26 protein-coding genes are annotated in these 26,685 nt (G+C 31.9%); 11 read left to right on the top strand and 15 right to left on the bottom strand.

Features of this window, described 5'->3' with window-relative positions; all coding sequences use genetic code 11:
* Positions 1-20: 20 nt before the first annotated feature.
* Both ACREVU_RS13735 and ACREVU_RS13730 read right to left on the bottom strand, forming a co-directional pair.
* On the bottom strand, positions 21-1,310 hold the full coding sequence (locus tag ACREVU_RS13735; RefSeq protein WP_431552169.1) for an alpha-amylase family glycosyl hydrolase: 1,290 nt from the start codon (positions 1,308-1,310) through the stop codon (positions 21-23).
* A 185-nt stretch (positions 1,311-1,495) separates the two neighbouring features.
* Positions 1,496-2,062, bottom strand: a complete 567-nt coding sequence (locus tag ACREVU_RS13730) for a glycerol-3-phosphate responsive antiterminator (protein ID WP_431552168.1) — start codon at positions 2,060-2,062, stop codon at positions 1,496-1,498.
* Between the two features lie 437 nt (positions 2,063-2,499).
* Here ACREVU_RS13730 and ACREVU_RS13725 point away from each other — a divergent pair, with 437 nt between their 5' ends.
* The 5 genes from ACREVU_RS13725 to ACREVU_RS13705 all read left to right on the top strand — a co-directional run bounded on the left by ACREVU_RS13725 (position 2,500) and on the right by ACREVU_RS13705 (position 8,047).
* A complete protein-coding gene (locus ACREVU_RS13725) occupies positions 2,500-3,939 on the top strand; it encodes an NAD(P)/FAD-dependent oxidoreductase (protein ID WP_431552239.1) in 1,440 nt (479 codons plus the stop codon).
* Positions 3,940-3,954: 15 nt separating this feature from the next.
* Positions 3,955-5,214, top strand: coding sequence for an NAD(P)/FAD-dependent oxidoreductase (locus ACREVU_RS13720; RefSeq protein ID WP_431552167.1), 1,260 nt, complete (start codon positions 3,955-3,957; stop codon positions 5,212-5,214).
* Between the two features lie 6 nt (positions 5,215-5,220).
* Entirely contained in the window at positions 5,221-5,586 is a 366-nt protein-coding gene (locus tag ACREVU_RS13715; protein ID WP_431552166.1) for a DUF1667 domain-containing protein, read from the top strand.
* Between the two features lie 185 nt (positions 5,587-5,771).
* Positions 5,772-7,265, top strand: a complete 1,494-nt coding sequence (gene glpK / locus ACREVU_RS13710) for a glycerol kinase GlpK (protein ID WP_431552165.1) — start codon at positions 5,772-5,774, stop codon at positions 7,263-7,265.
* Between the two features lie 77 nt (positions 7,266-7,342).
* Positions 7,343-8,047 carry an MIP/aquaporin family protein gene (locus ACREVU_RS13705; protein WP_431552164.1) on the top strand — a complete coding sequence of 235 codons (705 nt, stop codon included), beginning with the start codon at positions 7,343-7,345 and terminating at the stop codon, positions 8,045-8,047.
* A gap of 127 nt (positions 8,048-8,174) precedes the next feature.
* Here the strand turns inward: ACREVU_RS13705 and ltrA are convergent, their stop codons facing one another.
* The 4 genes from ltrA to ACREVU_RS13685 all read right to left on the bottom strand — a co-directional run bounded on the left by ltrA (position 8,175) and on the right by ACREVU_RS13685 (position 12,252).
* Positions 8,175-9,446, bottom strand: coding sequence for a group II intron reverse transcriptase/maturase (ltrA, locus tag ACREVU_RS13700; protein WP_431552163.1), 1,272 nt, complete (start codon positions 9,444-9,446; stop codon positions 8,175-8,177).
* Between the two features lie 517 nt (positions 9,447-9,963).
* A complete protein-coding gene (locus ACREVU_RS13695) occupies positions 9,964-10,143 on the bottom strand; it encodes a hypothetical protein (protein WP_431552162.1) in 180 nt (59 codons plus the stop codon).
* Between the two features lie 144 nt (positions 10,144-10,287).
* Positions 10,288-11,715 (bottom strand): alpha-amylase, encoded by a 1,428-nt coding sequence (locus ACREVU_RS13690; protein WP_431552161.1) that lies wholly within the window; start codon positions 11,713-11,715, stop codon positions 10,288-10,290.
* Positions 11,716-11,799: 84 nt separating this feature from the next.
* A complete protein-coding gene (locus tag ACREVU_RS13685) occupies positions 11,800-12,252 on the bottom strand; it encodes a gamma-glutamylcyclotransferase family protein (protein ID WP_431552160.1) in 453 nt (150 codons plus the stop codon).
* 352 nt (positions 12,253-12,604) lie between these two features.
* Between ACREVU_RS13685 and ACREVU_RS13680 the strand changes: the two genes are divergently transcribed.
* Entirely contained in the window at positions 12,605-13,309 is a 705-nt protein-coding gene (locus tag ACREVU_RS13680; protein ID WP_431552159.1) for an FTR1 family protein, read from the top strand.
* Positions 13,310-13,377: 68 nt separating this feature from the next.
* Here the strand turns inward: ACREVU_RS13680 and ACREVU_RS13675 are convergent, their stop codons facing one another.
* The 8 genes from ACREVU_RS13675 to ACREVU_RS13640 form a co-directional block, all read right to left on the bottom strand.
* Entirely contained in the window at positions 13,378-14,616 is a 1,239-nt protein-coding gene (locus ACREVU_RS13675; protein WP_431552158.1) for a HAMP domain-containing sensor histidine kinase, read from the bottom strand.
* Positions 14,617-14,678: 62 nt separating this feature from the next.
* Complete coding sequence (locus ACREVU_RS13670) at positions 14,679-15,392, bottom strand: response regulator transcription factor (protein ID WP_431552157.1); 714 nt, start codon at positions 15,390-15,392, stop codon at positions 14,679-14,681.
* Between the two features lie 228 nt (positions 15,393-15,620).
* Positions 15,621-16,040, bottom strand: a complete 420-nt coding sequence (locus ACREVU_RS13665) for a putative toxin-antitoxin system toxin component, PIN family (protein WP_431552156.1) — start codon at positions 16,038-16,040, stop codon at positions 15,621-15,623.
* Entirely contained in the window at positions 16,027-16,242 is a 216-nt protein-coding gene (locus tag ACREVU_RS13660; RefSeq protein WP_431552155.1) for a hypothetical protein, read from the bottom strand. The genes ACREVU_RS13665 and ACREVU_RS13660 overlap by 14 nt, the downstream gene beginning before the upstream one ends.
* A 161-nt stretch (positions 16,243-16,403) precedes the next feature.
* A complete protein-coding gene (locus ACREVU_RS13655; RefSeq protein WP_431552154.1) occupies positions 16,404-18,911 on the bottom strand; it encodes an ABC transporter permease in 2,508 nt (835 codons plus the stop codon).
* 14 nt (positions 18,912-18,925) lie between these two features.
* Positions 18,926-19,612: an ABC transporter ATP-binding protein gene (locus ACREVU_RS13650; protein WP_431552153.1), complete on the bottom strand. Its 687-nt coding sequence runs from the start codon at positions 19,610-19,612 to the stop codon at positions 18,926-18,928.
* A 178-nt stretch (positions 19,613-19,790) separates the two neighbouring features.
* Complete coding sequence (locus tag ACREVU_RS13645) at positions 19,791-21,452, bottom strand: hypothetical protein (RefSeq protein ID WP_431552152.1); 1,662 nt, start codon at positions 21,450-21,452, stop codon at positions 19,791-19,793.
* Between the two features lie 2 nt (positions 21,453-21,454).
* Positions 21,455-22,243: an ABC transporter ATP-binding protein gene (locus tag ACREVU_RS13640; RefSeq protein WP_431552151.1), complete on the bottom strand. Its 789-nt coding sequence runs from the start codon at positions 22,241-22,243 to the stop codon at positions 21,455-21,457.
* 229 nt (positions 22,244-22,472) lie between these two features.
* Here ACREVU_RS13640 and ACREVU_RS13635 point away from each other — a divergent pair, with 229 nt between their 5' ends.
* Entirely contained in the window at positions 22,473-22,919 is a 447-nt protein-coding gene (locus ACREVU_RS13635; RefSeq protein ID WP_431552238.1) for a glycoside hydrolase family 73 protein, read from the top strand.
* Between the two features lie 162 nt (positions 22,920-23,081).
* On the opposite strand, the gene ACREVU_RS13630 is transcribed toward ACREVU_RS13635, so the two are convergent.
* Positions 23,082-23,651: a GDSL-type esterase/lipase family protein gene (locus ACREVU_RS13630; protein WP_431552150.1), complete on the bottom strand. Its 570-nt coding sequence runs from the start codon at positions 23,649-23,651 to the stop codon at positions 23,082-23,084.
* Between the two features lie 226 nt (positions 23,652-23,877).
* Between ACREVU_RS13630 and ACREVU_RS13625 the strand changes: the two genes are divergently transcribed.
* Genes ACREVU_RS13625 through ACREVU_RS13610 form a run of 4 tightly spaced genes read left to right on the top strand, consistent with a single transcriptional unit; the run spans position 23,878 to position 26,530 of the window.
* Entirely contained in the window at positions 23,878-24,252 is a 375-nt protein-coding gene (locus tag ACREVU_RS13625; RefSeq protein WP_431552149.1) for a GntR family transcriptional regulator, read from the top strand.
* Between the two features lie 2 nt (positions 24,253-24,254).
* The gene (locus ACREVU_RS13620) at positions 24,255-25,124 is read left to right on the top strand and encodes an ABC transporter ATP-binding protein (protein WP_431552148.1); all 870 of its coding nucleotides are present in this window, start codon (positions 24,255-24,257) and stop codon (positions 25,122-25,124) included.
* Positions 25,108-25,893: a hypothetical protein gene (locus tag ACREVU_RS13615; RefSeq protein ID WP_431552147.1), complete on the top strand. Its 786-nt coding sequence runs from the start codon at positions 25,108-25,110 to the stop codon at positions 25,891-25,893. Before ACREVU_RS13620 ends, ACREVU_RS13615 begins: the two co-directional genes overlap by 17 nt.
* A 1-nt stretch (position 25,894) precedes the next feature.
* The gene (locus ACREVU_RS13610) at positions 25,895-26,530 is read left to right on the top strand and encodes a hypothetical protein (protein ID WP_431552146.1); all 636 of its coding nucleotides are present in this window, start codon (positions 25,895-25,897) and stop codon (positions 26,528-26,530) included.
* Positions 26,531-26,685: the final 155 nt, after the last annotated feature.

Raw genomic sequence — 26,685 nt, 5'->3', positions numbered from 1 at the left:
ATTGGCTCCTGCATATTTTACTAAATTTCAAAGATTATTGTTTTATTTTCAAGAAGTAATTTACCCTGCACAACTGCAGTAACTGTAGCATCTGTAAGATTTGTATATTCACCATCAGCTGCATTTATGATTACCTCTCCGTTCTCCTTCCCTACATTAAATATTCCTACAAGTTTTCTATTTCCAAGCTTGTAAGATGCTACAATAACATCTTTATCCGCCGCCGTATGAATTTCATAAAAGCCCTTAGCCATAATTTCATTCTTCTTTATATCTCCAAGAGTTTTTAATAGGTCTATAAAGTCTTTTTTTATAGAATGCAAATTTATTTTATCAACATCAAAAAGGCTTGGTGTGTGATCCTCCTCTGCCTCCTGTCCTGCATATATGAGTGTGCATCCCTTTTGGAAATACAAAAACCCCGTCCAAATCCTTAGGATTTTTTCATCAGAAATAAGCTCTTTTGCTCTAGGCTGATCGTGATTTTCTAAGAACCTTAACTTAACATAGTTATCTGGATAAATTGACTCTTGAATAGAAACTCTATCTATATATTGCTTTAATGAGTTCTTTCCACTTAAATATCCTAAGTATTCAACGTTTACATCATAATCGTAGGCCATATCAAAAGCCTGGTATATTTCACTATCAGATAACCCTACAAATCCATTTTCCCTCATGGTTAAAATGAATTCCGGATGAACACTTTCTGAAAGCCATATGCTATTCTCATTGATTTTTGCCACTTCTTCTCTTGCTCTTAGCCAAAATCCTAATGGTACAAGTGGCGCCACATCACATCTAAAACCATCTACCCCAATGGTTGTCCAATATTTCAAGGTTTCAATTTGGTAAGCCCACAGCTCCATATTGTTATAGTCAAGGTCTACTACATCCGTCCAATCTCCAACCTTGTTTCCCATTAACCCATTTGCTTTTCTGTAAAAAAACTCTGGATGATTTTCTACAAGAAAAGAATCTGGAGAAGTATGATTATAAACTACGTCTATTATACATTTCATTCCTAACGAGTGTATTTTCTTAAGTAAATTCCTAAAGTCTTTTAAACTGCCATACTCAGGGTTTACCTCCCTATAGTTTTTTATTGCATAAGGACAACCAAGTTCACCTTTTTTATTTTTAATTCCAATAGGATAAATAGGCATTAGCCATATAATATCAGTCCCTAAACTCTTTATTCTTTCTAAATCTTCTTCAACGTCCTTAAATGTTCCATTAATTCCATGATTTCTAACATATATAGAGTACATTACCTTATTCCTCAAAGAGACCTTTGTATTAATAGCCATAGTACACCTCTTTCTATTATTATTGTTTCGTATATATTATCTTTTTTATATGTTTTATGCAAACGAGTGCATAAAATGTAAAAAAAAAAGGAACAACGGTTTCAAATATATTATACTTGAAATCTTTATTCCCATCAACACACAAATAAGCATGAACAATCTTAGGAGTTAGTTTTTTGTTACTCCTAAGATAAATCCCACAATTCGCGATTTGTTGTCGAAATAGCCATAGCTCCTGCACCTAGTGAATCCATTATATCCCGCTTAGTTTGAATAAGCCCCCCAGCTATAATTGGAACTCTAACTTTATTTTCCATGCTTTTAATAATTCTACTTGCAACCCCAGGCATAACTTCTACAGCATCTGGAAGTACTGCTTGTATATTTTTTATTCCTGTCATAAGCGATAGTGAATCCACTACGAATATTCTCTGTATTACACAAAAATTTAGTTTCTTTCCATTTTTTATATTGGTTGCCTTTGTGGTTATAATCCCATAAGGATCTCCGCACTGCTTTATAAAGAGCATTCCTGTATGGTCTCCCTTTAATCCTTCTATTAAATCTGCATGAACAAATACTACTTTACCCGCAGCTTTAAGTTTTTCGCATATATCATTTAGATTTACTATGCTTCCATACAATACAAACACAACAAGAACATTACTAGAAATTACTTTTTCTAAATCTTCATCATTTCTTATGGCACCAATAATTGGGTTCTCTATTAGTAATTCATCTAGTTTTCTCAATGTGTATCCTCCAAAAATTTATTTTAATCAATTCAAATTAAAAAATAACAATACCACATTATTGTGATTGCATTACATTAAGATATTTCAAATAAATTAATTTTATCACAGTGTTATTTTTCTTTCAAGTTATTTTATGTATTTATTCTTATACAAACGCATAAAAATAATTCCTACATTATATTAAACATTATAAATCACATTTTGAATAAAACATTTATTTGAAATATGTTTATGCAAATTGAGATATGGTTTTATTGGTTTTAATTGGTTTTTATTATTTAGTTTTACAATAAATAGTTCTTGCAATCGTTTAATCATTATGTTATCATTAAGTTAAATAATTCAGAGGCGAAGAGAAGAGAGCCTTGATTTTTAGGTATAGTTATACCTATTTTTCAAGGTTCTCTTTTTATTTGCGTTTAGGAGGTAATATGATGTTTGATGTAACTATTATTGGAGCTGGTATTGTGGGATGCTCAATATCAAGAGAGCTATCTAAATATAATTTAAAAACATGTGTACTTGAAAAAACTAGTGATGTGGGTTCTGGAACATCTAAAGCAAACAGTGCTATTGTCCATGCAGGACATGATGCTAATCCAAGTACTTTGAAAGGTAAATTAAATGCTATAGGTAATGTAATGTATACAGACCTGGCAAAAGAATTAGATTTTCCATTTAAGAGAAATGGTTCATTGGTTCTGTGCTTTGATAAGGATCATATGATGGATCTTGATAAGTTATTGCAACAAGGAGAAAAAAATGGAGTGCTTGATTTAGTTATTCTGAGTGGTGATCAGGTTAGAGAAATGGAGCCTAATATAACTAAAGCCTGTGTTGGTGCATTATATGCTCCAACCGGAGGAATTGTTTGTCCATATGAAATGACTATTGCTATGGCTGAAAATGCATACACGAATGGTGTGGAATATAAATTTGAAACTGAAGTCATTTCCATAGAAAAAAATGAATATAATTATAATATAAAAACCAATAAAGGCGACCTCGAAACAAAAATAGTCATAAATGCAGCTGGTTTATATTCAGATGAAATTAATAATATGGTAAGCCAGCACAAATTTAAAATACTTCCCACACGAGGAGAATACGTTTTATTTGATAAAGCTGTGGGAGATTTAGTAACAAAAACTATTTTTCAACTTCCAACTAAACTTGGAAAAGGTGTTTTAGTCACTCCTACTGTAGATGGTAATCTTCTAATTGGACCAGATGCTGTAAACGTAGAAGGCAAAGATGATCTTAATACAACCAAGGAAGGTATTGATGATATTCTATTGCATGCGCAACTCAGTCTTCAAAATCCAATTCCTATGAATATGGTAATAACCTCATTTGCAGGTAACAGATCAAAAACTGAAGGAAATGACTTTATAATTGGCGAAGCTCCAGATGCTAAAAACTTTATTAATGTAGCTTCAATTGATTCTCCAGGATTATCTAGTGCTCCAGCTATTGCTGTAATGGTAGTAGATATAGTAAAAGAAAAATTATCACCTGAAAAAAATGTAGGGTTCAACCCTATAAGACAAGGTATACCAAAATTTAGAGAAATGTCTAATGAAGAGCGAAAAAAAATAATCAAGGAAATACCTGAATATGGGAAAATTATTTGCAGGTGTGAAACTGTAACCGAAGGTGAAATCTTAGATTCAATAAGAAGACCTCTTGGAGCAAAAACACTTGATGGAGTTAAAAGACGCACAAGAGCTGGAATGGGTAGATGCCAATCAGGTTTTTGCGCTACAAGAGTTGTAGACATTCTTTCTAAAGAACTTAATATATCTCGCTTAGATGTTACAAAATCAGGTGGAGATTCTATTTTATTAACTGGCAAGAACAAAGAATCACTATAAATTGGAGGAATATATATGCAAGAATACGATTTAATCATAATTGGTGGAGGTCCAGCAGGCCTTGCAGCTGCAGTTTCTGCGAAGGATCAAGGAATAAACAGCATTTTAATTATTGAAAGAGATAATCAATTAGGTGGTATCCTCAATCAATGTATTCATAATGGGTTTGGTCTTCATACATTTAAAGAAGAGTTAACTGGCCCTGAATATTCAAAACGATTTATTGATAAGATTATTGCTCTTGATATTGAGTATAAGCTAGATACTATGGTTTTAGATGTAAATGATGATAAGCAAGTAACTGCTGTAAATACAGAAGATGGTATTATTGAGATTCAAGCAAAAGCAATTATACTTGCAATGGGATGTAGAGAACGACCAAGAGGAGCTTTAAATATACCAGGAGCAAGATGCTCAGGTATTTATACAGCAGGAACAGCTCAAAAGTATGTTAATATTGAAGGCTTAATGCCAGGCAAAGAAGTAGTAATACTTGGTTCAGGAGATATTGGTCTTATAATGGCAAGGCGTATGACCTTGGAGGGTGCAAAAGTTAAAGCTTGTGTAGAGCTCATGCCCCATTCAAGCGGACTTAAAAGAAATATTGTTCAATGCTTAGATGATTTTGATATTCCACTAAAATTGAGCCATACTATAACAAATATAGTTGGACATGATAGACTGGAAGGTGTTACTATAGCAGAAGTAGATGAAAATAGAAAACCAATTAAAGGCACTGAAGAATATATTACTTGCGATACACTACTATTATCTGTTGGACTTCTACCAGAAAACGAACTTTCTAGAAAAGCAAATGTTAAACTTTCTAGAGTTACTGGAGGACCTGAAGTGGATGAAAGTATGCAGACAAGCATTCCTGGAATATTTACCTGTGGTAATGTGCTTCACGTTCACGATTTAGTAGATAATGTAACCACTGAAAGCTACACTGCTGGTAAAAATGCAGCAGATTATATAAATGGAATTCATCATGTAGGGACAGGAGTTGAAGTTTTTGCAACAGATGGAGTTAGATACACAGTTCCAAAAACTATCAATGCTGACAATATTGGTGACGGAATAGATGTTAGATTTAGAGTTGGAGAAGTATATAAGAACTCTTACATATCTGTGTACTTTGATGATGTTCGTGAAATGCATTTAAAGAAGAAGATTCTTACCCCTGGTGAAATGGAAAGTGTTAAATTAACTAAAGCGATTTTCAATAAATACAGTGAATGCAAGAAAATTACTATAAAAGTAGAAAAGGAGTAATTAATTATGAGTACCAGAGAATTGACATGCATAGGCTGTCCAATGGGTTGTGCTCTTATAGTAGAGCTTGATGGTGATAAAGTTATAAGTGTAAAAGGAAGTAGTTGTAAAATTGGTGAAAACTATGGTAAAAAAGAATGCACTAATCCAACAAGAGTTGTTACGTCCTCTGTTTTAGTTACTGGTGGCGAAAGCGACATACTTTCTGTAAAAACAGAAAAAGATATTCCAAAAAATCTAATTTATGACTGTGTAGGAGCATTAAAAGATGTTATAATAAAAGCACCAGTCCATATTGGCGATATAGTATTAGAAAATGTTCTTAACACAGGAGTAAATATCATAGCTACTAAGGATATCAAGGAGGCATAAACCTGTTGCCACCCACGTGGCAAGTGGCAACTTGGACAAGTATAGTGTCATCCACGTGTGGGTTATATATTCTAGATTGATAGTTCAATAATGATAAATTCATGGTATTAAATAATTTAATACCATGTTTATATAAGCATCAAGTAAACGGTTACTAATAATTTTACGAAGGAGTGTAAAAAATTATGGCTAAGTATGTAATGGCACTAGACCAAGGTACAACAAGTTCAAGATGTATTTTATTTAACAAAGAAGGCTTAATTGTTAGTGTAGCTCAAAAAGAATTTACACAGATTTTTCCTAAAGCTGGATGGGTTGAGCATGATGCTATGGAAATTTGGGCTACTCAATTAGGTGTGGCTCAAGAAGCTATGGCTATTGTTGATGCAACAGCAGAAGATATATCTGCTATTGGTATCACAAATCAAAGAGAAACTACTGTAGTTTGGGATAAAACCACTGGTATTCCAGTATACAATGCAATAGTTTGGCAGTGTAGAAGAACAGCCGGCACTTGCGATGAATTAAAAGCTAAAGGTTTTGATAAAGTAGTAAGAGACAAAACAGGTCTTATACTTGATGCTTATTTCTCCGGAACAAAAGTAAAATGGATACTTGATAACGTTGCTGGTGCTAGAGAAGAAGCTGAAAAAGGAAACTTAATATTTGGTACTATTGATACATGGCTGATTTGGAAATTAACAAGAGGAGAAGTTCATGTAACAGATTATACTAATGCATCCAGAACAATGCTCTACAACATTCATGAATTGAAATGGGACGATGAAATACTTGAAACTTTAGATATACCTAAATCAATGCTTGCTGATGTAAAACCATCAAGTTATGTTTATGGATATACTGATAACTCAATATTTGGTTCTCCTATAGCAATAGCTGGCGCAGCAGGAGATCAACAAGCTGCATTGTTTGGACAAACTTGTTATGAAGCAGGAACAGCTAAAAATACTTATGGAACTGGTTGTTTCCTCCTAATGAACACTGGTGAAAAAGCAGTTGAATCTCATAATGGATTACTTACAACTATAGCCTATGGTATAAACGGCAAAGTTAATTATGCTCTTGAAGGAAGTGTATTTGTTGCAGGAGCAACTATTCAATGGTTAAGAGATGAACTTCGAATGATAAAAACTGCCCCAGAATCAGAAGAATATGCTTCTGCTGTTGAAGACACTGATGGTGTATATATGGTTCCAGCCTTCGTTGGACTTGGTGCTCCATATTGGGATCCTTATGCAAGAGGAACAATAGTTGGTTTAACTCGTGGAACTAAGAAAGAACACTTTATAAGAGCAGCTCTTGAATCATTAGCTTATCAGACAAATGATGTATTAAAAGCTATGCAAGAAGATTCAGGTATAACACTTAAAGCCTTAAAGGTTGATGGTGGTGCCTGTGCTAATAACTTCTTAATGCAATTCCAGTCAGATATATTAGATGTTCAAGTTGACAGACCAGAAGTAATTGAAACAACAGCACTCGGTGCTGCATATTTAGCAGGACTTGCAGTTGGATATTGGAAAGATCAAGAAGAAGTTGGAAAGAACTGGGCACTATCTAGATCTTTCAAATCAAACATGGAAGAGGAAAACAGAGTAAAATTATTAAAAGGTTGGCATAAAGCTGTTGGAAGATCAAGAGATTGGGAAGAAAAATAATTAAATGTATTTAAGAGAGTAAAATGTATTTTACATTTTACTTCTCTACAAAATAATTTATATGGGGGTATAATAATATGTTAGTGTATTATGCAGAGTTTTTTGGAACAATGTTACTTATTCTTCTTGGTGATGGGGTAGTTGCAAATGTAGTTTTAAACAAAACAAAAGGAAATAATTCTGGCTGGATAGTTATTTGTTTTGGTTGGGCATTTGCTGTTGGTATTCCAGCTTATATCTTTACGGTAAGCGGAGCTTCTTTCAATCCCGCACTTACTTTAGCACTAGCTGTAATTGGTAAATTATCCTGGGCAGTAGTACCTGGTTATATCGTAGCTGAGATGCTTGGAGCTATAGTAGGTGGAGTCCTTGTTTGGTTAATGTATTACCCTCATTGGGCAGTTACAGATGACAAAGCAGGAAAACTTGCTGTTTTCTGTACAGGACCAGCAATTAGACATACACCATCAAACTTTTTATCAGAATTTATAGGCACATTTGTATTAGTGTTCACACTACTCGGAGTTGCTCAAACAAAATCATCTCCTGGATTTGGACCACTTATCGCTGCATTTATTATTTTAGTAATAGGTTTATCTTTAGGTGGACCAACTGGATATGCTATTAATCCAGCTAGAGATTTAGGACCTAGAATAGCTCATGCTATATTACCAATCGCTGGTAAAGGCGATTCTGATTGGGGATATGCTTGGATACCAGTAGTAGCTCCAATTTGTGGTGGCATCGTAGGTGCGCTAGCAGTTGTTGCTCTCTTTGGTTAAATTACAATTTGAATTTTATTAAATAATCAAGTAGGTAGAAGTCGGAAATTAATTGCCGACTTCTTTCCTCTTACAGAACCGGACTTGCGGACCACGCATACGGCTCCTGGCAAAAACTAAAAATTATTTATTCATAATAATTTGACAAGACACCGACCTGTATATCTGACAAGTAGACAAGCTTTATTTCCTTAAACCATGTATTAGGTAAAGCCATGTGTATCAACGCACAATTTGAATTTCTCCACCTTACCATTGATATTTTCTTGAATTCACCCTTATACCCTCTTCGCCTAAGTGCTTTATGCAAAGATTTATAGCTTTTCCATTCTTTCATCTTCTTCATTCTTAGCCTTCTTTTAATCCAACTAAATAGCTTCTCAAAAAGTCCTTTACAGTTTGCAATTCTAAAATAATTTGCCCATCCTCTGATTACTGGATTTAACTTTCTAAGCATTTGTTCTATATTCATCCCATGGTTTCTAGGCGTTAGCCGTCTGATTTTATTTTTGAATTCCTCAATTCTTTTAGGATGTATGGAAACCCACTTTTCTCTGATTATAAATCCAAGAAAAGCCACCCCTTGACTAGCGTCAGCTATATGGGTCTTAGTTCCATTCACCTTAAGTTTTAGGTCCCTTTCTAATATATGGATAGCAAAAGCTAGATATTTTCCTGCCAATTTCTTTGATTTTGCAAAAATCAGTATATCATCTGCATATCTAACTATGCGGATACCTTTTTCCATCATTGCCTTGTCAAAATAATCTAAATATATATTCATTAGCAATGGTGAAATAACAGTGCCCTGCGGACAACCTATATCAGATTCATCAAAAATTCCATTTTCCATAGTTCCAGCATTTAAGAATTTACCTACTAATTTTAAAATTCTACTGTCACTTACTTTTTCATTCACTGATTTAATTATTATTTCATGGTCAAGTGTGTCAAAACATTTAGATAAATCCATATCTACTACATGCTCTAATCCATATTTGTTCATGAATCTTTCAGCTTTTGCTACAGCTTTTTGACAAGACCTATTCGGTCTATAACCATAGCTTGAAGGATGAAATGTGGGTTCGAAAATTGGTTCTAAAATATTCTTTAGTGCTTGTTGGACAACCCTATCTCTAACCGTCGGAATACCTAACGGTCTTTTAGTGCCATCATCTTTATCAATATATACCCTACGTACTGAAAGTGGCTCGTACGTTTCGGTTTTGAGTTCATGATTTAGCTTGACTATATTAGCTTCCATATTAGCTTCAAAAATTCCAATAGTCTCCCCATCTATACCAGGGGCTCCCTTATTGCTTTTGACCGCTTTAAAAGCCTTTCTTAAGTTATCAATTGTATAAACTTTATCAATCAAACTATACCACTTTTTCATCATGAACTCCTCTCGCTTTGCTATCTAAATTATTCCCTTATAAACCACAGTTTCTTCATTGGTTTTGCTGACCTCTTTAGCCTTACGGCAATATATCTAGCTTAACCTAATTACTCTGTTTAGAACGGGCTATGTTTCCAGTAGATTCGTCATCACCAGTTACAAGTACCTCTTAGTATTTCGACCTTGATTATCTTTTCTAATAAGTTTATAAGTTTACAATTTTGAATTACAAACTTTGTTTTGCCTTCCTCCCTTTGCAAGAATAGATACTTTTGGTAATCTATCCCTCATTATGACTGCTCATATAATACTTTCTGCATAATGTCCTCTTAGTTTTGCCCTCCATACTGTTACCAGTTTTCATTGGCTAAAAGTTAATAACTACTATGGATTCATCTGCCACCTGCACTACATCGTATCTCCCTTATGTTCCCATTTGTTTGAACTTACCTTTTAAAATAGGATAATACAGGTTTCTCCAGATAGGTTTGCCTGCCTAAATGCGAACGCATCCGTCTTAACTTATAAAGTCATCCAACTTTGGGGCTTTCCCATATTTTGCAGGGTTACCCACTTTATAAGCCAACTTCGGTTTACTTTTGTTATGTTCCACATTTCCCCTGCTGCTTCCTTCAGACTCTACCGTTGCCAGTAGCGCCCTTGCTCTCAGGTTGTCTTCCCGTTGGTTAGGTGACATAGGCTTCTTTCAGCCTATCGGCTCAGCGAACATGCTGGACGTACAAATAATCCACGTTCTTTAATTAGAGAACGTGGATATGTATTACATCTAAAATTTTCAACAAAAGCAGAAGCCTCCATTAAATTGGAAGCTTCTGCTTTTTTAAACCATACACCAAACCGAATAGGAATTACCATTAACTTTAAAATCCCCATTACCATCCTCAGCTATTTTAATTTCTCCTTGAACATTACCAGTTATATCTACAAATGTCTTACCCGAAAGTTTTTCGGAAACAAACATCTTGATAGAGCCACCATCATTTCCATTAGAAATCAAGGCAGCTAGTCCATTTTCTCTTGTCCAACCAACAATATGTGCCTCGTTAAAATAATCATGTTGCACACCATAGGCGAAATCTTTTCTAGCCTTTAATAATTTATCTAGTTTATCTTTTAGTGGAGCTATATTATTATTTGGTATGCCATAATAATCCCCAAAAAAAACGTTTGGTATTCCTTCTTGTCTTGTCAAAATAAAAGTATATGCCTGTAAACTAAAGGATTTATCTACAAATGACTCAAGGGATTGTTCCGGCTGGGTATCATGATTATTCACAAAAGTCACTGAATTTTCAGGATAACAACTTATTAAGGTATTTGACATTAAATTTCTTAAATCATATTTCTCCTTTTGTTGTGCTGCTGAAAAAAAGTTATAGTGCAGAGGTACATCAAAAATATTAAATGCATGACTTGTTTTTTCTATATATTTTTTTAGAACACCTAAATCACCACTCCAATATTCCCCTACTGTAAATAACTCTTTATTGGTAATTCTTCTAATATCACTAATAAACTTGATGAAAAATTCATAATCTATATGTTTTACTGCATCTAATCTAAATCCGTCAAGGTTTGCAATTTCTATGTACCATAATCCCCACTTTAAAAGTTCTTCACATACTACAGTTGAAGTAAAATCTAAGTCTGTAAGCATAAGATAATCATAGTTTCCATTTTCTAAATCTACATCTGGATCCCAGCATTTACCTTCCCCAGTAAATTCAAATATAGCACTTTCCTTTTTATTCTCATCCCAATCTACCCCATCAAACTGTTCCCAATTCCACTTAAAATCAGAATATTTATTATTTCTTCCTGGGAAGGTAAATTTAGTCCATGCCTTTATATCATACTCTCCAGATATCTTATTATTTCGGTTTGATGGGTCAACTTTAACTATCTTTACCCACTCAGTATCATCTGCTCCACCTTTCTGATTAAGTACTATATCTGCTAATATCTCAATGTTATTTTTGTGAGCCTCCGCTATTGCTTCTATATATTGATCTTTTGTGCCATATTTAGTTCTCACGGTTCCCTTTTGATCAAATTCCCCAAGATCATATAAATCATAAATTCCATAACCGGTATCATTAATGCCACCGCCACCTTTATATGCCGGAGGAAGCCACAGAGTATTTATACCAACATCACTTAACTGCTTACAATGTTCTTTTAAAAAATTCCAGTGCCCCCCATCTGAAGGCAAATACCATTCAAAAAATTGCATTATAGTCCTATTCATAAAGTCATCTCCCATTCATATTCTATATAGCTTCTTCTAAGCTAATCCATTCCACTTTAATCCATACTAGTCCAAATACATTCATTAAAAAACTTCTTTTACTACTCTCCAGGGTTGATCTTCATAACTAACCTTAACTTTTCCTGAGATATCCTGATTATATACATACGTATATGCCTCTCGAGACTCATTTTTATCATTGACTACTCTAATTAACTCTCTTATATATAAACTTCCCTCACCCTCAAGTATATCTAAATTATTTAATATATTTTTATTAATAACATAAAGCTGACCTTTAACTTTATTATTTTCACTATGAATTATGCCAGGATAATTACCTAAGTCATATAACTCAAAACCTTCAGCTATGAAATCACCTGCAAATTTAGTCTCTGATAAGAACATTTCATTATTATTATTTCCACTCATAAGAGTACCGTATACAAAAACCACTATTGCTTCAGATAATTCATCTACAGCTTCTTTAATTTTAGTAATGTATTCCTCTAAACCACTTCCAAACTTATCTACCATATTCCACCCCTCCATAAATTGATATTTTTAATAGGCTAATCAGATTATACCACTTTAAATACCATTCTTACGAAGAAAAAAGTCGCAATATTATACATATTGAGACTTTTTACACATATTCATTATTAAATCTGAAAATCAGCTGAATTTACTCCAAGAACTGAGCATATTTCTTTAACTAAAGCAATTTCATCTTTATCAAAATCCCCATATTTGACACTCCTTTAAATTTTCCTCTATTTCTAATAACTTTTTTTTCAAAATGCCATATAACAAAGTATCTCAAAGCATTAATTCAGCATATTATGTATAGTAGACAAGTCTACGATTGCAGATTAGGAGGTGATTTACGATGTTTGCTCCTTTTATAATATGCTTAAGAGAAGGTATAGAGATTTTCTTAGTTATTATCCCTTTAGTAGTTTATTTTAACAAAAACAAATTATATAATATGACTAAGAGTTCTTTATTAGGTGTAGCTTTAGGAACATTTATTGCAACTATAACCGCTCTAATAATGTTTTCACAAACTGCATTATTAAACGGTCCTGCTGGCGAATTATTTGATGGACTCCTTGGGATAGTATTAGCTGGTTTAATATTATATAGTATAGTACTTTTAAGGAAAAACAAATCCTTTAGCACCCTTCCAAACCAACAATTTGTTTTGCTTAGTCAAAAGGGAGTATTTATTCTTGCTGCTGTAACCTGCTTTAGAGAATTATTAGAAGCAACCTTATTTATTTTAACTAGCCCAGATGGCTCACCACTACTAGTTGCAAGCTCCTCTGTACTTGGTTTAGCAACTGCAGCTTTAGTTGTTTATATAGTATCTAGAGGAATCTCTAATCTTAATATTGGCTTAGTATTTTATATACTAAATCTATTCTTGGTAGGTCTTGGAGCATACTACTTGGGTGATGGATTAGAAGTATTGTTTGGTAGTTATATTCCTAATGCTTTTAAACTAGGCGTGTTAGTATACACAATTCCCAGTTACTTCATAATGTTGAAATATGATTTAAAAAGATATATAAACTCTAATAAAATAAAATAACCTGACAATAAATACAAGGAAGTCGCACACAAATTTATATTTGTGTGCGACTTCCTTGTATTTATCTTCTATACTATAAACGTAATAATAAATTTGGTTCCTACATCCACCCGACTTCGTACTTCAATCATCCCATTATGTGCTTCAATTATTGATTTTGATAGTGCCAGCCCTATTCCAATAGATTCGCTTTTCCTTCCTGCTTTAGCTTTGTAAAACCGCTTAAATATATTAGGTATATCAGCCTCGCTTATACCTTCTCCAGTATCTTCTATAATAATTCTTGTATACATTGGATTTTCCTGGAGATCTAAATTTATTGTTCCACCCACAGCATTATGTTCTATGCCATTTTTAATAATATTAATAAGTGCTTCTTCAAGCCACAATCTATCATGATAAAAAACTATTTCTCCATTTTCTTTAAAAGTAATAACAACCTCTGCCTCATATGCCTTGCTCTCTAGTGCATCTATTGCATCTTGCACCGTTTCATTTAAACTTTGTTTCTCTTTGACAATTTCTATAGCTTTAGCATCTAATTTAGCTAACTTAAGTAAGTTTTTTATGAGCCAATTCATCTTTTCTAGCTGATTTTGATTATTCAGCAAAAAAGCTGTTCTTTGATCTTCAGGTAGCTGCTTTGTAACCATAATATCGTTATATAAAATTACAGATGAAAGTGGAGTTTTTAGTTGATGAGATATATCTGATAATAAATCCGCTAGAAATTGTTTCTCACGCCGTAGATCACTTAAATTACTTCTAATGATTTCCCTCATGGAATTAAAAGAAATTGCTAGTTTTGAAAAATCGCCCTCTTTATTTTCATTTATAGCTATATCATAATCGCCATCAACTACCTTTTTTGCTGCATTTGTTAGTCTTCTTATCCTTTTATAAAAAAAAACATATTGAAAATAATTCAACATAAATAATATAGCCGCCATAAGAATAAAGCTTAAACTAATTGAATAGTTATTTTTTATAATAGCCCTACTTACATAGGGAAAAAGTGAATCTTCTAACTCCTGTGTTAGCCCATATTGCTTTAGTAAAGCACTTCCATGTGCAGCTTCTTCCTTAGAAACTTCCTTTGTAATAAGTGGTATAATTTCCTTTTCCATTTCAGGATTTTTTTCAATTACCCTTGTAGCAATGGCTCCTAAACTTTTTATATAGTCAGCCTTCAAATTATCATTATGGATCTTTAAAAACAAAGCAGTAATAATTAAAAATAGTGTCATTACAAACAAAAGAACCGCCGTGCTTATTTTCAGTTCAGAATTAATAAAATATCTTCTCATAGTAATCTACTCCTTAATTATCGCCCTAGGTGCTATTCATCATCTTCGAAGCTGTTTATCACCTAGGATGCTACAACATCCTTATTCCACTTATACCCCAGTCCACGTTTATTAACTATATACTGGGGTTCCCTTGGATTGTCTTCTATTTTGTCTCTTATTCTCTTAATATAAACAGATAGCGTGTTTTCATCAAAAAAAGGGTCTTCCCCTTCTAATAATTCACACAGTATCTCATCCCTCTTCATTAAAACATTGGGCTTATTCATAAATATTAATAAAAGTTTATATTCTTGCGCTGTAAGATTTATAATATCGCTATTTTTTCGAACTGTTCCTTTTATATTATCAACAAATATATTTTCACTTTTAAGCGTATTCTCTAATAATATATTTTTAGAATTCGCTGTGTTTTTAGAATTACGCCTTATGGCTGCCTTTATTCTTGATATAAGTTCTCTAACCCGAAAAGGCTTTGTTATATAATCGTCTCCACCTATTTCAAGACCCTGAACTATATTAACCTCATCATCACAAGCCGTTAAAAATATTATAGGCACATCACTTAGACTTCTTATATACTTGCATAATTCATATCCATTGCCATCAGGCAAGTTAACATCTAATAAAACTAAGTCAAAAAGTTCAGAATGGAATAAGTTTTTACCACCTTCTACTGTTGGGGTTCTAGAAACTTCATATCCCCCATCTTTTAGAGAAAACTCTATGCCAAGGGCTAATGATTCATCATCTTCAACTAATAATAATCTATCCATAATTTTCACCTCATTTTAAATATTGCAAACAATTAATACCTTAATAATACCTTACTTATGGGTTAATTCAAAGTATATCATCATTTAAGTCAACTCAAATGCAAAAGGTTATCTTACAATTTCGTAAGATAACCTAATAGAAACAATAGCTCATATATTATTTTAATTACTATACTCTCTATCCAATACTCATTTTCGTTTATATTGCTTTGTATTTAATATGCTAATTTACAAATCATATATTTCTGTAATAAAGTTTCTCAAATTCACTATATTTATCCATTTATATGGATTTAAAACTAATAAATCATCATCTCCAGTTATTATATATTGTGCGTTCCCATAAACTGCTTCCTCAAGAATCATATTATCTTTTGGATCTCTACAATCAGTTACTTTCTCATAACATGCTGGAACTATTACTTTCATTGACAACAAAGCTATTAATTCTTCCACTTCCCTTAATGTTATATATTTACTGAATTTAGGTCTATTTAGAACTTCTTTTAATTCTCTTAATTGTTCTGTAGACATAATAAGAAGAAATTCACCATTAATTATTTCCTTTAGTATTAGCTTTGCATTTTTACTTCCTAGAAATGCACTAACAAATATATTGGTATCTATTACAACTTTAATTTTGTTCATGAAAATTCCCTCTTACTTCCTCAACTTCTTTAGTAATATCATCCAATGAAAGAGATTCTTTTTCTACTCGTTCGCTTACTCTATCCAATAAGTCTATTAATTTTAAATTTATATCCACTTCCATTTTTTTATATATTATTTTTTTTTCTTCTAATGTTAAACAATCAATTAGTTCCCAAACTTCATTCAAATTCGCTTTCATACAGCTCACCTCAATATATTTTATTATTAATATCTTTACCATTCTGAAACTTTTTAAGCAAACCATTCACAAATTCTTTTAAATTAATATTTAATATTATTATATCTTATAAAGTATCAAAATGCCATAGTCATATAAACCTTTTAACGAGAAGATTATTATTAATAATCTTCTCTAACTGCCTGAATTAAATTTTCTTTTTTAATTCGTGAAAGCGGTGATAAAACTGAAAGATAGCTTATTGCTATAGATGCAGCTCCCGCAATAGCTATTGCCTGCCAAGGCACCATCCATCCAAACTCTCTAAATGCACCCATTGATAATCCTAGGAGGTAAGATATTCCGCAGCCTATTATGCAGCCATATATGGCACCTACAATTCCATAAAGAAGTCCTTCTAGTACAATCATTTTCTTTAAACCCTTTTGAGTGAGCCCTATGGATTTTAAGGTAGCAAACTCTCTTTTTCTAAGAATAATATTTGTTGTTAAGGTATTTACAATATTAACACTGCCAATTAAGGAAACTACCAATACAAATCCATAAAGTAATATTTGAACCATTAATATTGCAGATTTTGCTTCTTTATTACTATCTATATTATTTATTACTTGTAGTGAGGGGTTTGATTTTATGGCCGTTTCTATTCCTATCTTTCCTGCATCTTCATCTTTTATATCTTTAAGAACTATGTTTAAGTTTACAGGCTTAGCATACTTGCCACCTGTCAATTTCCTTCCCATTTCTTCTGTTGTGATTATATTTAAGCTATTACTATATTGAATAGTATCAAAAGGTGAATTTTCAAGAATTGCCATAACGTTAACCTTTTGAACCTTGCCTTTCCCAAATTCTGTTTTTACTTCACTACCTTCACTGTATTCACCAGTAAATTGAAGGTCAATTTCATCTCCTACTTTTATATCTGCCATTGATCCAAAATATTGTTTCTTCGTGTTTTCATTATATAAACTATATTTATTATACAAGATCACTCCATTTCCACTGTTTAGTGCTTCTATATCAATTTTTCCTGACTTTAGATATTTCTTAGAAACTTCTAAAGATTCCTTATCATAAACTACAATAGCACTTTCCATAAGAGTTTTCTTGTCTCCATCTAAGGTTGTTTTTTTATATATATTTTTCATGTCCTGAATTTCTTTAACTTCACTGTTTTGGTTTATTGCCATCTGAAAAAGATATGGATCGCATACTTTATATACCTTCTCCACCGACTTCAGTGCTTTTATGTCATCTACTATTTTATTATCTATATTTGAATCTTCTGCTGTAACTTTATTATCTCTAACAACAGTAAAATGAATATCTTTTGATTCATTAAGATCTGACGATATATTAAGTGACATATCCATAAAGGATTTAAAAGTAACAAATAAAACCACACTTATTACTATAGAAAAAACAGTTATTCTATACCTTTTTCTATTTCTCTTTATATTTTTAGCCGCCAATGCTCCTTCAAATCCGAATATTTTTTTAATGACTACATTTTTTCGTCTTTTAATTTTCTCTTTTGTTATAGAGTTTCTACCACTTATAGCATTCAGTGGTGAAATCTTGCCTGCGAAATATGCTGGTACCAGTGCTGATAGGTATATTGAGACAAGTCCAACACCTGCACTGATGCATAAAACCATAGGAGATATTGAAATTTTCATTGGCATAACTGAATCTGCACCAATTAATTTAAATGCAGAACTTATTCCAAAGATAGCTATAATGCCACATACAAGCCCCAATGGAATAGCAATTGCTGCAAGTATTGTTGCCTCTCTTAGGACAATTTTTCTAATTTGACTTGGAGTTGTTCCCACTGCTCTTAAAAGTCCAAACTGTTTAATCCGCTCTACAACACTTATTTGAAATGAGTTGTATATTACTGCTATAGTTGAAATTACAACTATCCCAATTATTATTGCTAGGGCTACATATAATTGTCCAAACCCTGAACTATCGTCTCCTGCCCCCTGCATTTGAAGCAAATAGCTATTTTCCATTACAGAATCCTTCTCACCTAATTGCTTTAACTGGCTTACTGCAGTTTTCAAATTTGTTTTTGAGCTTATTTCCACTAAAAGCGATGCATTCTGTTTATTAATATTATTATTTTTAGTTAAAATTAGTCCGTTACCATCCATCTGATTTTGTACATTATCCTCCAGTATTCCTACAAGAGTACAATCCTTATTATTAACATTAATTTTACTTCCTACATGAGTATCTTTTTCAATATATGGTAATATCCACTTTTCCATGGCTACTTCATTTGCACTTTCTGGCAATCTACCTACCTTGGCATTATATGGGAAAAGTTCTAAGGCTTTATCTGTTGCTGTTATTATATTAACAACTAATTTATCACCTATCTTTATTTCCTTACTTATATTATATAATCCACTCCTAGATACTTTTGGATTATTAACTATTTTAGAAATCAATTTTTCATCAGTTTTTAGAAATGCTAGATGGAAAGAGCCTCCACTATTTTTAGCATCTTGTATCTGCGCCTCTTGCATCCCCTTAAAGAAAAGTCCTATTGTTGAAATAAGCGCAACTGATAACATTATTCCTATAATAGTAAGTGCAGTTCTTTTTTTATTTCGCTTTAAATATTTACCTGTTAACTGTTTATAACTTGTTATCATCTTTTCTCTTCCCCCTAGCTTACTTTCAAATGCTTATCAGAAATTATTTCACCATCTTCAATTGTTAAAACTCTATCTGCCATAGCTGCTATATTCACGTCATGGGTGATGAGTATTAATGTCTGATTATATTTTTTAGCTGTAAACTTTAATAATTCTATAACATCCTTTGAATTTTTAGTATCAAGATTTCCTGTAGGCTCATCTGCAAGTATTATTGATGGCTTATTAAACACCGCTCTACCTATTGACACCCTTTGCTGTTGTCCTCCTGATAGCTCTGAGGGAAGATGCTTTTTCCTTTCGCTTAGTCCGAGTATTTTAATAAGCTCTTCCAAATAAACTTTATCTACCTTATCATTATCAAGTAATGCTGGAAGTGCTATATTTTCTTCTACATCTAAAATAGGAAGTAAATTATAAAACTGAAATACAAAACCTATCTTTCTTCTTCTAAACACTGCAAGTTTTTCTTCTTTATAATCATAAATACTTTCCCCATCAATAACCACATTTCCAGATGTAGGCCTATCTAGCCCTCCAAGTAAATGAAGAAGTGTACTCTTACCAGAACCCGATGCTCCCACAATTGCTACAAACTCCCCCTTATGTACTGACAAATTTATATTTTTAAGAGCCTCTACCTCATTTTCACCTTTTCCATAAGTTTTAGTTAAATTTTCAACCTTTAAAACTTCCATTTATATCTCTCCCTTTTCTCATTTCTCATCACTATAAGCATATTATACTTCTTGCAATGCTTACACTCCATATCATTCAACTTACAAATGCAAAAGGTTATCTTACAGTTTTGTAAGATAACCTAGGTGTAACTCATGTGACAAGTTAATGTTTCTGTAACCTTTTATATATGACTCCTTACATATTTACATCATTCCAACTTACTTTAAAGCTAATTTTCCAAAGAATTATATTAACAATTAAAAGTACCACCGCATAAACGGAAGTAAACATCATATTATTTCTAATAATAAAATGGATTCCTGCAAAAGCCCCAAGTAGCACTATTGTAATTCCCGATGGTCCTATAAGCTTTCCACTATCTGCCACCGCAAATTTTACACTAAAGGGCATTTCCTTATTGGATACTTTAAAATACACTAATGATACTATTAAAAGCACTAAAAACATTACTATTAAATCTATAATTATTGAGGGACCTTTAAGTATTAAAAACACTCCAGCCTCTAATATGTAAAGTGGTATTATTAGCTTGAATATAGTTCCTTTTATTGCTCCTTTTAATATTACTCCTGGATTTTCTATAGGTAATACCTTGTATATAAAGGCACCCTTATAACTATCACTATTATTTATAAAAGCTGTACAAAAACATAGCAGGAATATACTTACATACATTAACAAATGAACTTTACCACCAAAGCCAGTTTGGATATTATCCATAATGGATTTATCACCTCTATCCATGAACATGAATAGGATTGGCACAAATACAGCCATTGCCAGTGTTGGATATACCTTAAGCTTTAAATTTCTTTCTGTAGCTATCATGTTTTGAGTAAATTTAAACATGCTCCTTTCAATCTTATCCCTGCAAACTAATGATGCTATAAATTCTTTTCTATTTTCACTCCGCTTACTTACTTTTCCTCCATTTTCATTTAATTTTTGAAGGTTCTTTTCGAAATAAGGTACTACCCCTTTAATATAAACCGTAATTAATAAAATCGGACCTACTATTGCAAATACGCATAAAAGTATTAAAAAAGGTTGTTTATTACCATCAATATATATTCCAAAGGGCGCTGCAAACCACATAGATGGAAGTAGTGCATGCCAAAACTTTGGTGCATATTCAATATTAATACTTTGCATATTAAAAACCCTAATCATTAGCTGATATCCAAAGGCAAACACAAAAGCTAATAATATTTGAAAATAGTTGATTATATCCTTTAGTTTTTCTCCATCAAAAAACTTCAAAACTAAAGTGTATAGTAATGCTGTCAATGCTATAACTAACAATACTGAAAGTATATTTTCTATACTAAATATTAAAAAAAATAAGGGTCCATAGTTTATTGTACCAAGAACTAGTGGAATTAAATTTAGTGACAGTGATAACCCCATTAAATATATAAATATGTGAGTAGTCTTTGCCGCATTAAATGTCTTACTATCAATAGGTTTCGGTAACAATATATTTTTTTCTTTTACATCTAGCAAAACTGCTGAAAAATCAGATATCATAAGAGATACCATCATAAATAAATTTATACCTATAACAATATTTGTTGAAATCATAGAAGGCATCTCACCCATCATTATGAGTCCAATGAAAATGCTCATAAATCCGTTTATTTTAAGTAAAGATGAATAATTGTTCTTTTCCTCTGTGTCATCTGTTTTTTTATTATTTGCCATAACAGTACTTACTCTACGGCCATCCATGGTTAGTTTTATTTGAAGTATCATTCTCATTGTCTTATAGTCAACGCCTAATTTTTTATATGCTGATTGGAATTTATCTAATATTTTAAGTACGGTAAAATTCTTCATAATTACACCTCGCACACCAAAGAAACGAATTCTTTGGCAATCTTCGCATGCTCATTAAAGCCTGTTAGCTGATTGAATATTTCTTCAAGTGAACCATCCTTTTGATTATTATTAAGCTCCTCGAAACTTCCATCGGCTACTACTTGTCCATCGTTTAAAAGTAATATCCTATCACTTACCTTCTCAACAACATCCATTATATGTGATGAATAAAATATGGTTTTTCCGCTATTTGCAAGAGAACGCATAACCTCCTTAAACACCATTACACTATTGGCATCTAGACCACTTAAAGGCTCATCAAAAAATAATATTTCAGGATTATGAATTAAACTACATATTATAAGTAACTTTTGCTTCATACCTTTTGAATATGAGGATATTCTAGAATTTATAACACCCTCCATTCCAAATAAGGCCATTAACTTTTTAGCTTTCTCAATAATCTTATCTTTTTCTAATCCATATATTTCACCTAAAAAGCTTATATACTCATACGCAGTTAAGTTTTCATATATATCTGCAAGCTCAGGAACATACCCTATTTTCTTTTTATACTCTACACTTCCATTACTTATATCCTGTCCTAATATTTCAACTTTTCCTGTGTATCCATCTAATATCCCAAGCATTATCTTTATAGTTGTGCTTTTACCAGCACCATTAGTCCCTATGTATCCTATTATTTGGCCTCTAGGTATCTCTAGATTTATTCCATTAAGCACCTTTTTACTACCATAGCTCATTTGTAAATCCACAATTGATATTATACTTTCTGAGTTTCCCACCATACCATCTCCTAGAATTTATTATTTTGCTTATTCTATTCATTATAACCTTAATTTAGTTGATTTGCTTGATTTAATAGGTATATACTAATTTTATGCTATTTATTACATTTAAACCTACTGTTTCGTAAATAACTACTTATCCCAACTAAAATTTATAGGTTTAGTAAATGGTAATTTAAAAAAGGATTCTTCAAATAAAATTTTCATTTAGGACCTTTCACCAAAAGCGATTGAACTATACAATAAGTATAAAATTCTTCCATCCATCACAATATCTCAATGTATATTAGAATCTGCTTGGGGTAAATCAGATTTAAGTATTAAAGCAAATAATCTATTTGGAATAAAATCTGATAGTAGTTGGAATGGAAAAAGTATAAATATGACTACATCAGAATATCATGATGAAGTTGTAAAAGCTAATTTTAGACTATATGAAAACAAAGTAGATTCACTAGATGATTATGGAAAATTTCTTTCTGACAATGATAGATATAAAAAAAATGGAGTTTTCGATGCCTCTCAGTATATACAGCAAGCTCAAGCCCTTGAAAATGCAGGATATAGTACTATACAAGATATTAATGAAAATAACGTATATGCGGATCTGTTGATTTCCATAATAAAGGAAAATGATCTACAACTTATTGATAATAAGGCGCAGAGTCAAAAATAAAAAATAAAAGAAAGTATATATTACTAGAGCTTGCTCAAATGAAGTTTACGTAATATATACTTTCTTTACCGTGTAAAAAGCGAATTCTCCCTACGGTGGAGTATAAATGTTATCCACAGCCAACTACTATCCCGCCTTTCTAAAATAGTAAAGCTCCCATTCTTAAATCGTTAATAATGCACATTCACTGATAATTTCATGGCCTTTTTCTGTTAGATGAATCCCATCAATGTACAATTGTTTAGGGTATAAAGTTTTTTTGGAATTTTCTAAAGCATTATAAAAGTCTATAAACAAAATATGTTCTTCATTGCAAAAATTTAATACCCATTGCCTATACAATTTGATCTTTTCATTTACTTTTAAATAGTCCACATCAATACTCCAATGTTCAAGTGCTAAATCTTTGTCTATTAGAGTTTGTATGCCTATGATAGGTACTATTCCATGTTCTTTTGCTTCCTTAATTAGGCGGCTTACTTTTGCTTCAACTCTACTCACCGTATATCCCTTTAAGAAATCATTACTACCACCCATTATAATTACATGACTTGGAGTTTTTTCTACTATATCAGTATAATACCTAGAAATCATAGCAGCAGTTGTTTCGCCATTAACACCTTGATTTATAACTTCTACATTTAATTTTTTTCTAATTAAATCTACCCAACATTTCCCTCTTGTTATCCCATATCCATAGGTTAAACTATCGCCAAAACATACCAATTTCATAAATTTTGTTCAGTCCTTTCTAAAACACATTTAAATTTACTATTTATAATATATAAAACCATATTTCATTTTTTCAGTGAGATAACCCATAATTTATGATTTCTCTATATTTCCATGTATAAGTATAACATTAAATTCATTGACAATAAGCTGGATATGCGATATCGTATATATATGGTATACACGATTTTGTATAAATAAGTCCTACCAAGAAAGAGGTGAATTAATGAATATTACTATAGATTATACAAGTGACTTGCCTATGTATGAACAAATAAAGGCTTGTATCAAATCAAATATACTTTGTGGAAAGCTTCAAGCAAGTGACACTCTCCCGTCGGTTAGGCAGCTAGCTAAGGAGCTAAATGTTAGCACTATTACCACCAAAAGAGCATATACAGATTTAGAACATGAAGGCCTTATATATACAGTCTCTGGCAAGGGCACTTTTGTAAATACTGTGGATGTGTCAAAGTTGTTATCAGAAAGAAAAGATAAATTAATCCGAGAATATGAAGATATGACTCTTAAAATAATGGAAGTTGGGGTAACGAAAAAAAATATTTTAAAGATAATTGAAAACATTTATAAGGGGGAATAAAAATGGAGAATATATTAGAAGTTTTAAATTTAAATAAGGATTTTAGGGATTTCAGCTTGAAGAATGTAACCTTTACCCTTGAAAAAGGATGCATTATGGGGTTTATAGGGCAAAACGGATCAGGAAAAACTACTACTATAAAATTAATGTTAAATGCAATTGGGAAAACCTCAGGACAGATTAAAATCCTTGGAAAAGATAATGTTAAAGAAGAAATCTTTGTAAAATCCCAAATTGGCTATGTGCCAGATGAAGATTATTTTATAAGTAGCTCTACTTTGCAAAATCATGCAAAAGCTCTCAGGGTGTTTTATGATAATTGGAGTGACGATATTTTCAATAACTATGTTTCCAAATGGAGAATTCCTTTAAAACAAAAAATAAGTGAGTTCTCTAAGGGTATGAAAACAAAAGCAATGTTCGCTCTTGCCTTAGCACATCAGCCTAATCTTCTAATTCTTGACGAGCCCACCGCAGGTCTTGATCCCGTTGCAAGAATTGAGATTTTAGATATACTTCGAGAGTTTGTATCTGACGGAGAAAAATCTGTATTCTTTTCAACACATATTACCTCAGATTTAGATAAAATAGCAGATTATATAACTTTAATTCATGGTGGTAAAATAATAGAAAGTTTGTCGGTTGATAAACTCGAAGAAAAATATATTGTATTAACTGGGGGCATTGAAGAATTAAATGGACTTGAACATGAGTTTATTGGAATTAGAAAAGGTGAGATTACTTTTGAGGGTTTGATATTAAGAGAAAAAGCTCATGAATATTTTAAGGACATAAAAGGTACTAACCCTAGTGTTGAAAATCTATTAACTTTTACTATCTGGGGGTATGATAATTATGAAAAGAACTATTAATATAATTAAAGCCTTTTGGTTTATGTATCCAAGCAATATTGAGTGGCTATTAAGATTTTCTATATTTTTCACTGGACTAATATCAATAATGATATGTTCTGAAACAACAAGGTTGGTACAGGATTATGTAAATAAAGGAACAATGGTAGATTTTAGCGATATAGTTCTTCAATTACTTAATTTAATCAACCTATCCTATGTATTTATTTTAAGCACTCAAAGTGGTATTGGGTTAAAAAGAAAAGTCACAGGTAATCTGAATGATTTTCTAATACAGGCACCAGTATTAAAAAAAGATATATATAATGTGAAATTCGGGATTTTCCAAATGGTAAGTATTCCATTTTTTATAGTAGTAATATATTTTATAGGATTAAATGTTTTTGTAAGCACAAGTGAGCTTATATCAGCATATTCAGGATTTCTTGTTTTAATTTATTGTATATGGACTATGGCTGTAAATATATCAATAGGCTTTTCATCTTCATCTGAAAAATATAAGGCCTTTAGGTATCTATTCATAGCATTAATATTAATATTGCTCGTATTTATGTTTTATTTAATATCTATTCCTGATTTACAACCGAGTACTTTAGTAAACGAGCAAAATATGTTTAACGGTTTAGGTCCAATATTCATTCCTATATTAAAGGCTTGTAGATACATTGGCGGAATTACAGGTTTAATTATTATACTCCTTTCAACTATAATCAGTTATTTTTTAGGTTGCAAGTTACCTCTAAAAATTTCGGAGAAGGTGGGTAATTGAAATGAAAGACCTATTATTAAACTATCTTAAAATGCTTAAAGCTGGATTCTTTTATAAAACCTTTTTCTTTGCACTACTCTTGATTATTCCTTCAGTAGTAAATATTTTTTTTACTGGTGGAAGTGATTTTTATGAAACATCTTTTGTAGTTATCGTAGGCTTTTTCATTGTATCCATAGGCATAAACGAGATTTCTGAAAAGGGATATATTTTCTGCTTAACTCTTCCTATAAGAACTAAAGATATTATAAAAATTGTTTATCTTCACACCTATGTAATGTATATTATAGGGTTCATTGGCACTTTTCTTGTATCAATCTTTAGTCATCAGGAACTGCCTAGGTTATACTTACTATTTATTGTCATGTATCTTTTATGCACAAATTTACTTTATCCAGCTCTGGCTTCCTGTGAACTTAAATCAATCAATGCTCCAGAGCCAATTGCCTGGGCTACTTTAGCCTTCGTTATCATGTCTTTTACTGCATTATGTGCTTTTAATGTAAATAGGATTATTGGACCTAATGCCATTTTAAATGGTGAACTCCTAGGAATTGTAGTTATTAGCTTTCTGGCAGCATTTACACTTAAGACATCTTATAAAATAACATTAAAGAAAGTAATGGGGGTTTTATAAATAAAAAGCAGCAAAAGCCTAAATTAATGGTTCTTACTAAACTTTGGGTGTATAGAAGAAAATGCGGGTGTAAAAACCTGCTTTTTCTTTATGCTCAGGGTTCTTATTTTTGGGTATTTATGGTATAATAAGGTATCAAAAAAAGGATGTGAATG

Origin of the sequence: Clostridium sp. (genome assembly GCF_050717535.1) — a bacterium.
Classification (GTDB): Bacteria; Bacillota; Clostridia; order Clostridiales; family Clostridiaceae; genus Clostridium_AD.
Note: the sequence above shows the minus strand (reverse complement) of the source record. Positions and strands in the feature narration are given on the sequence as shown.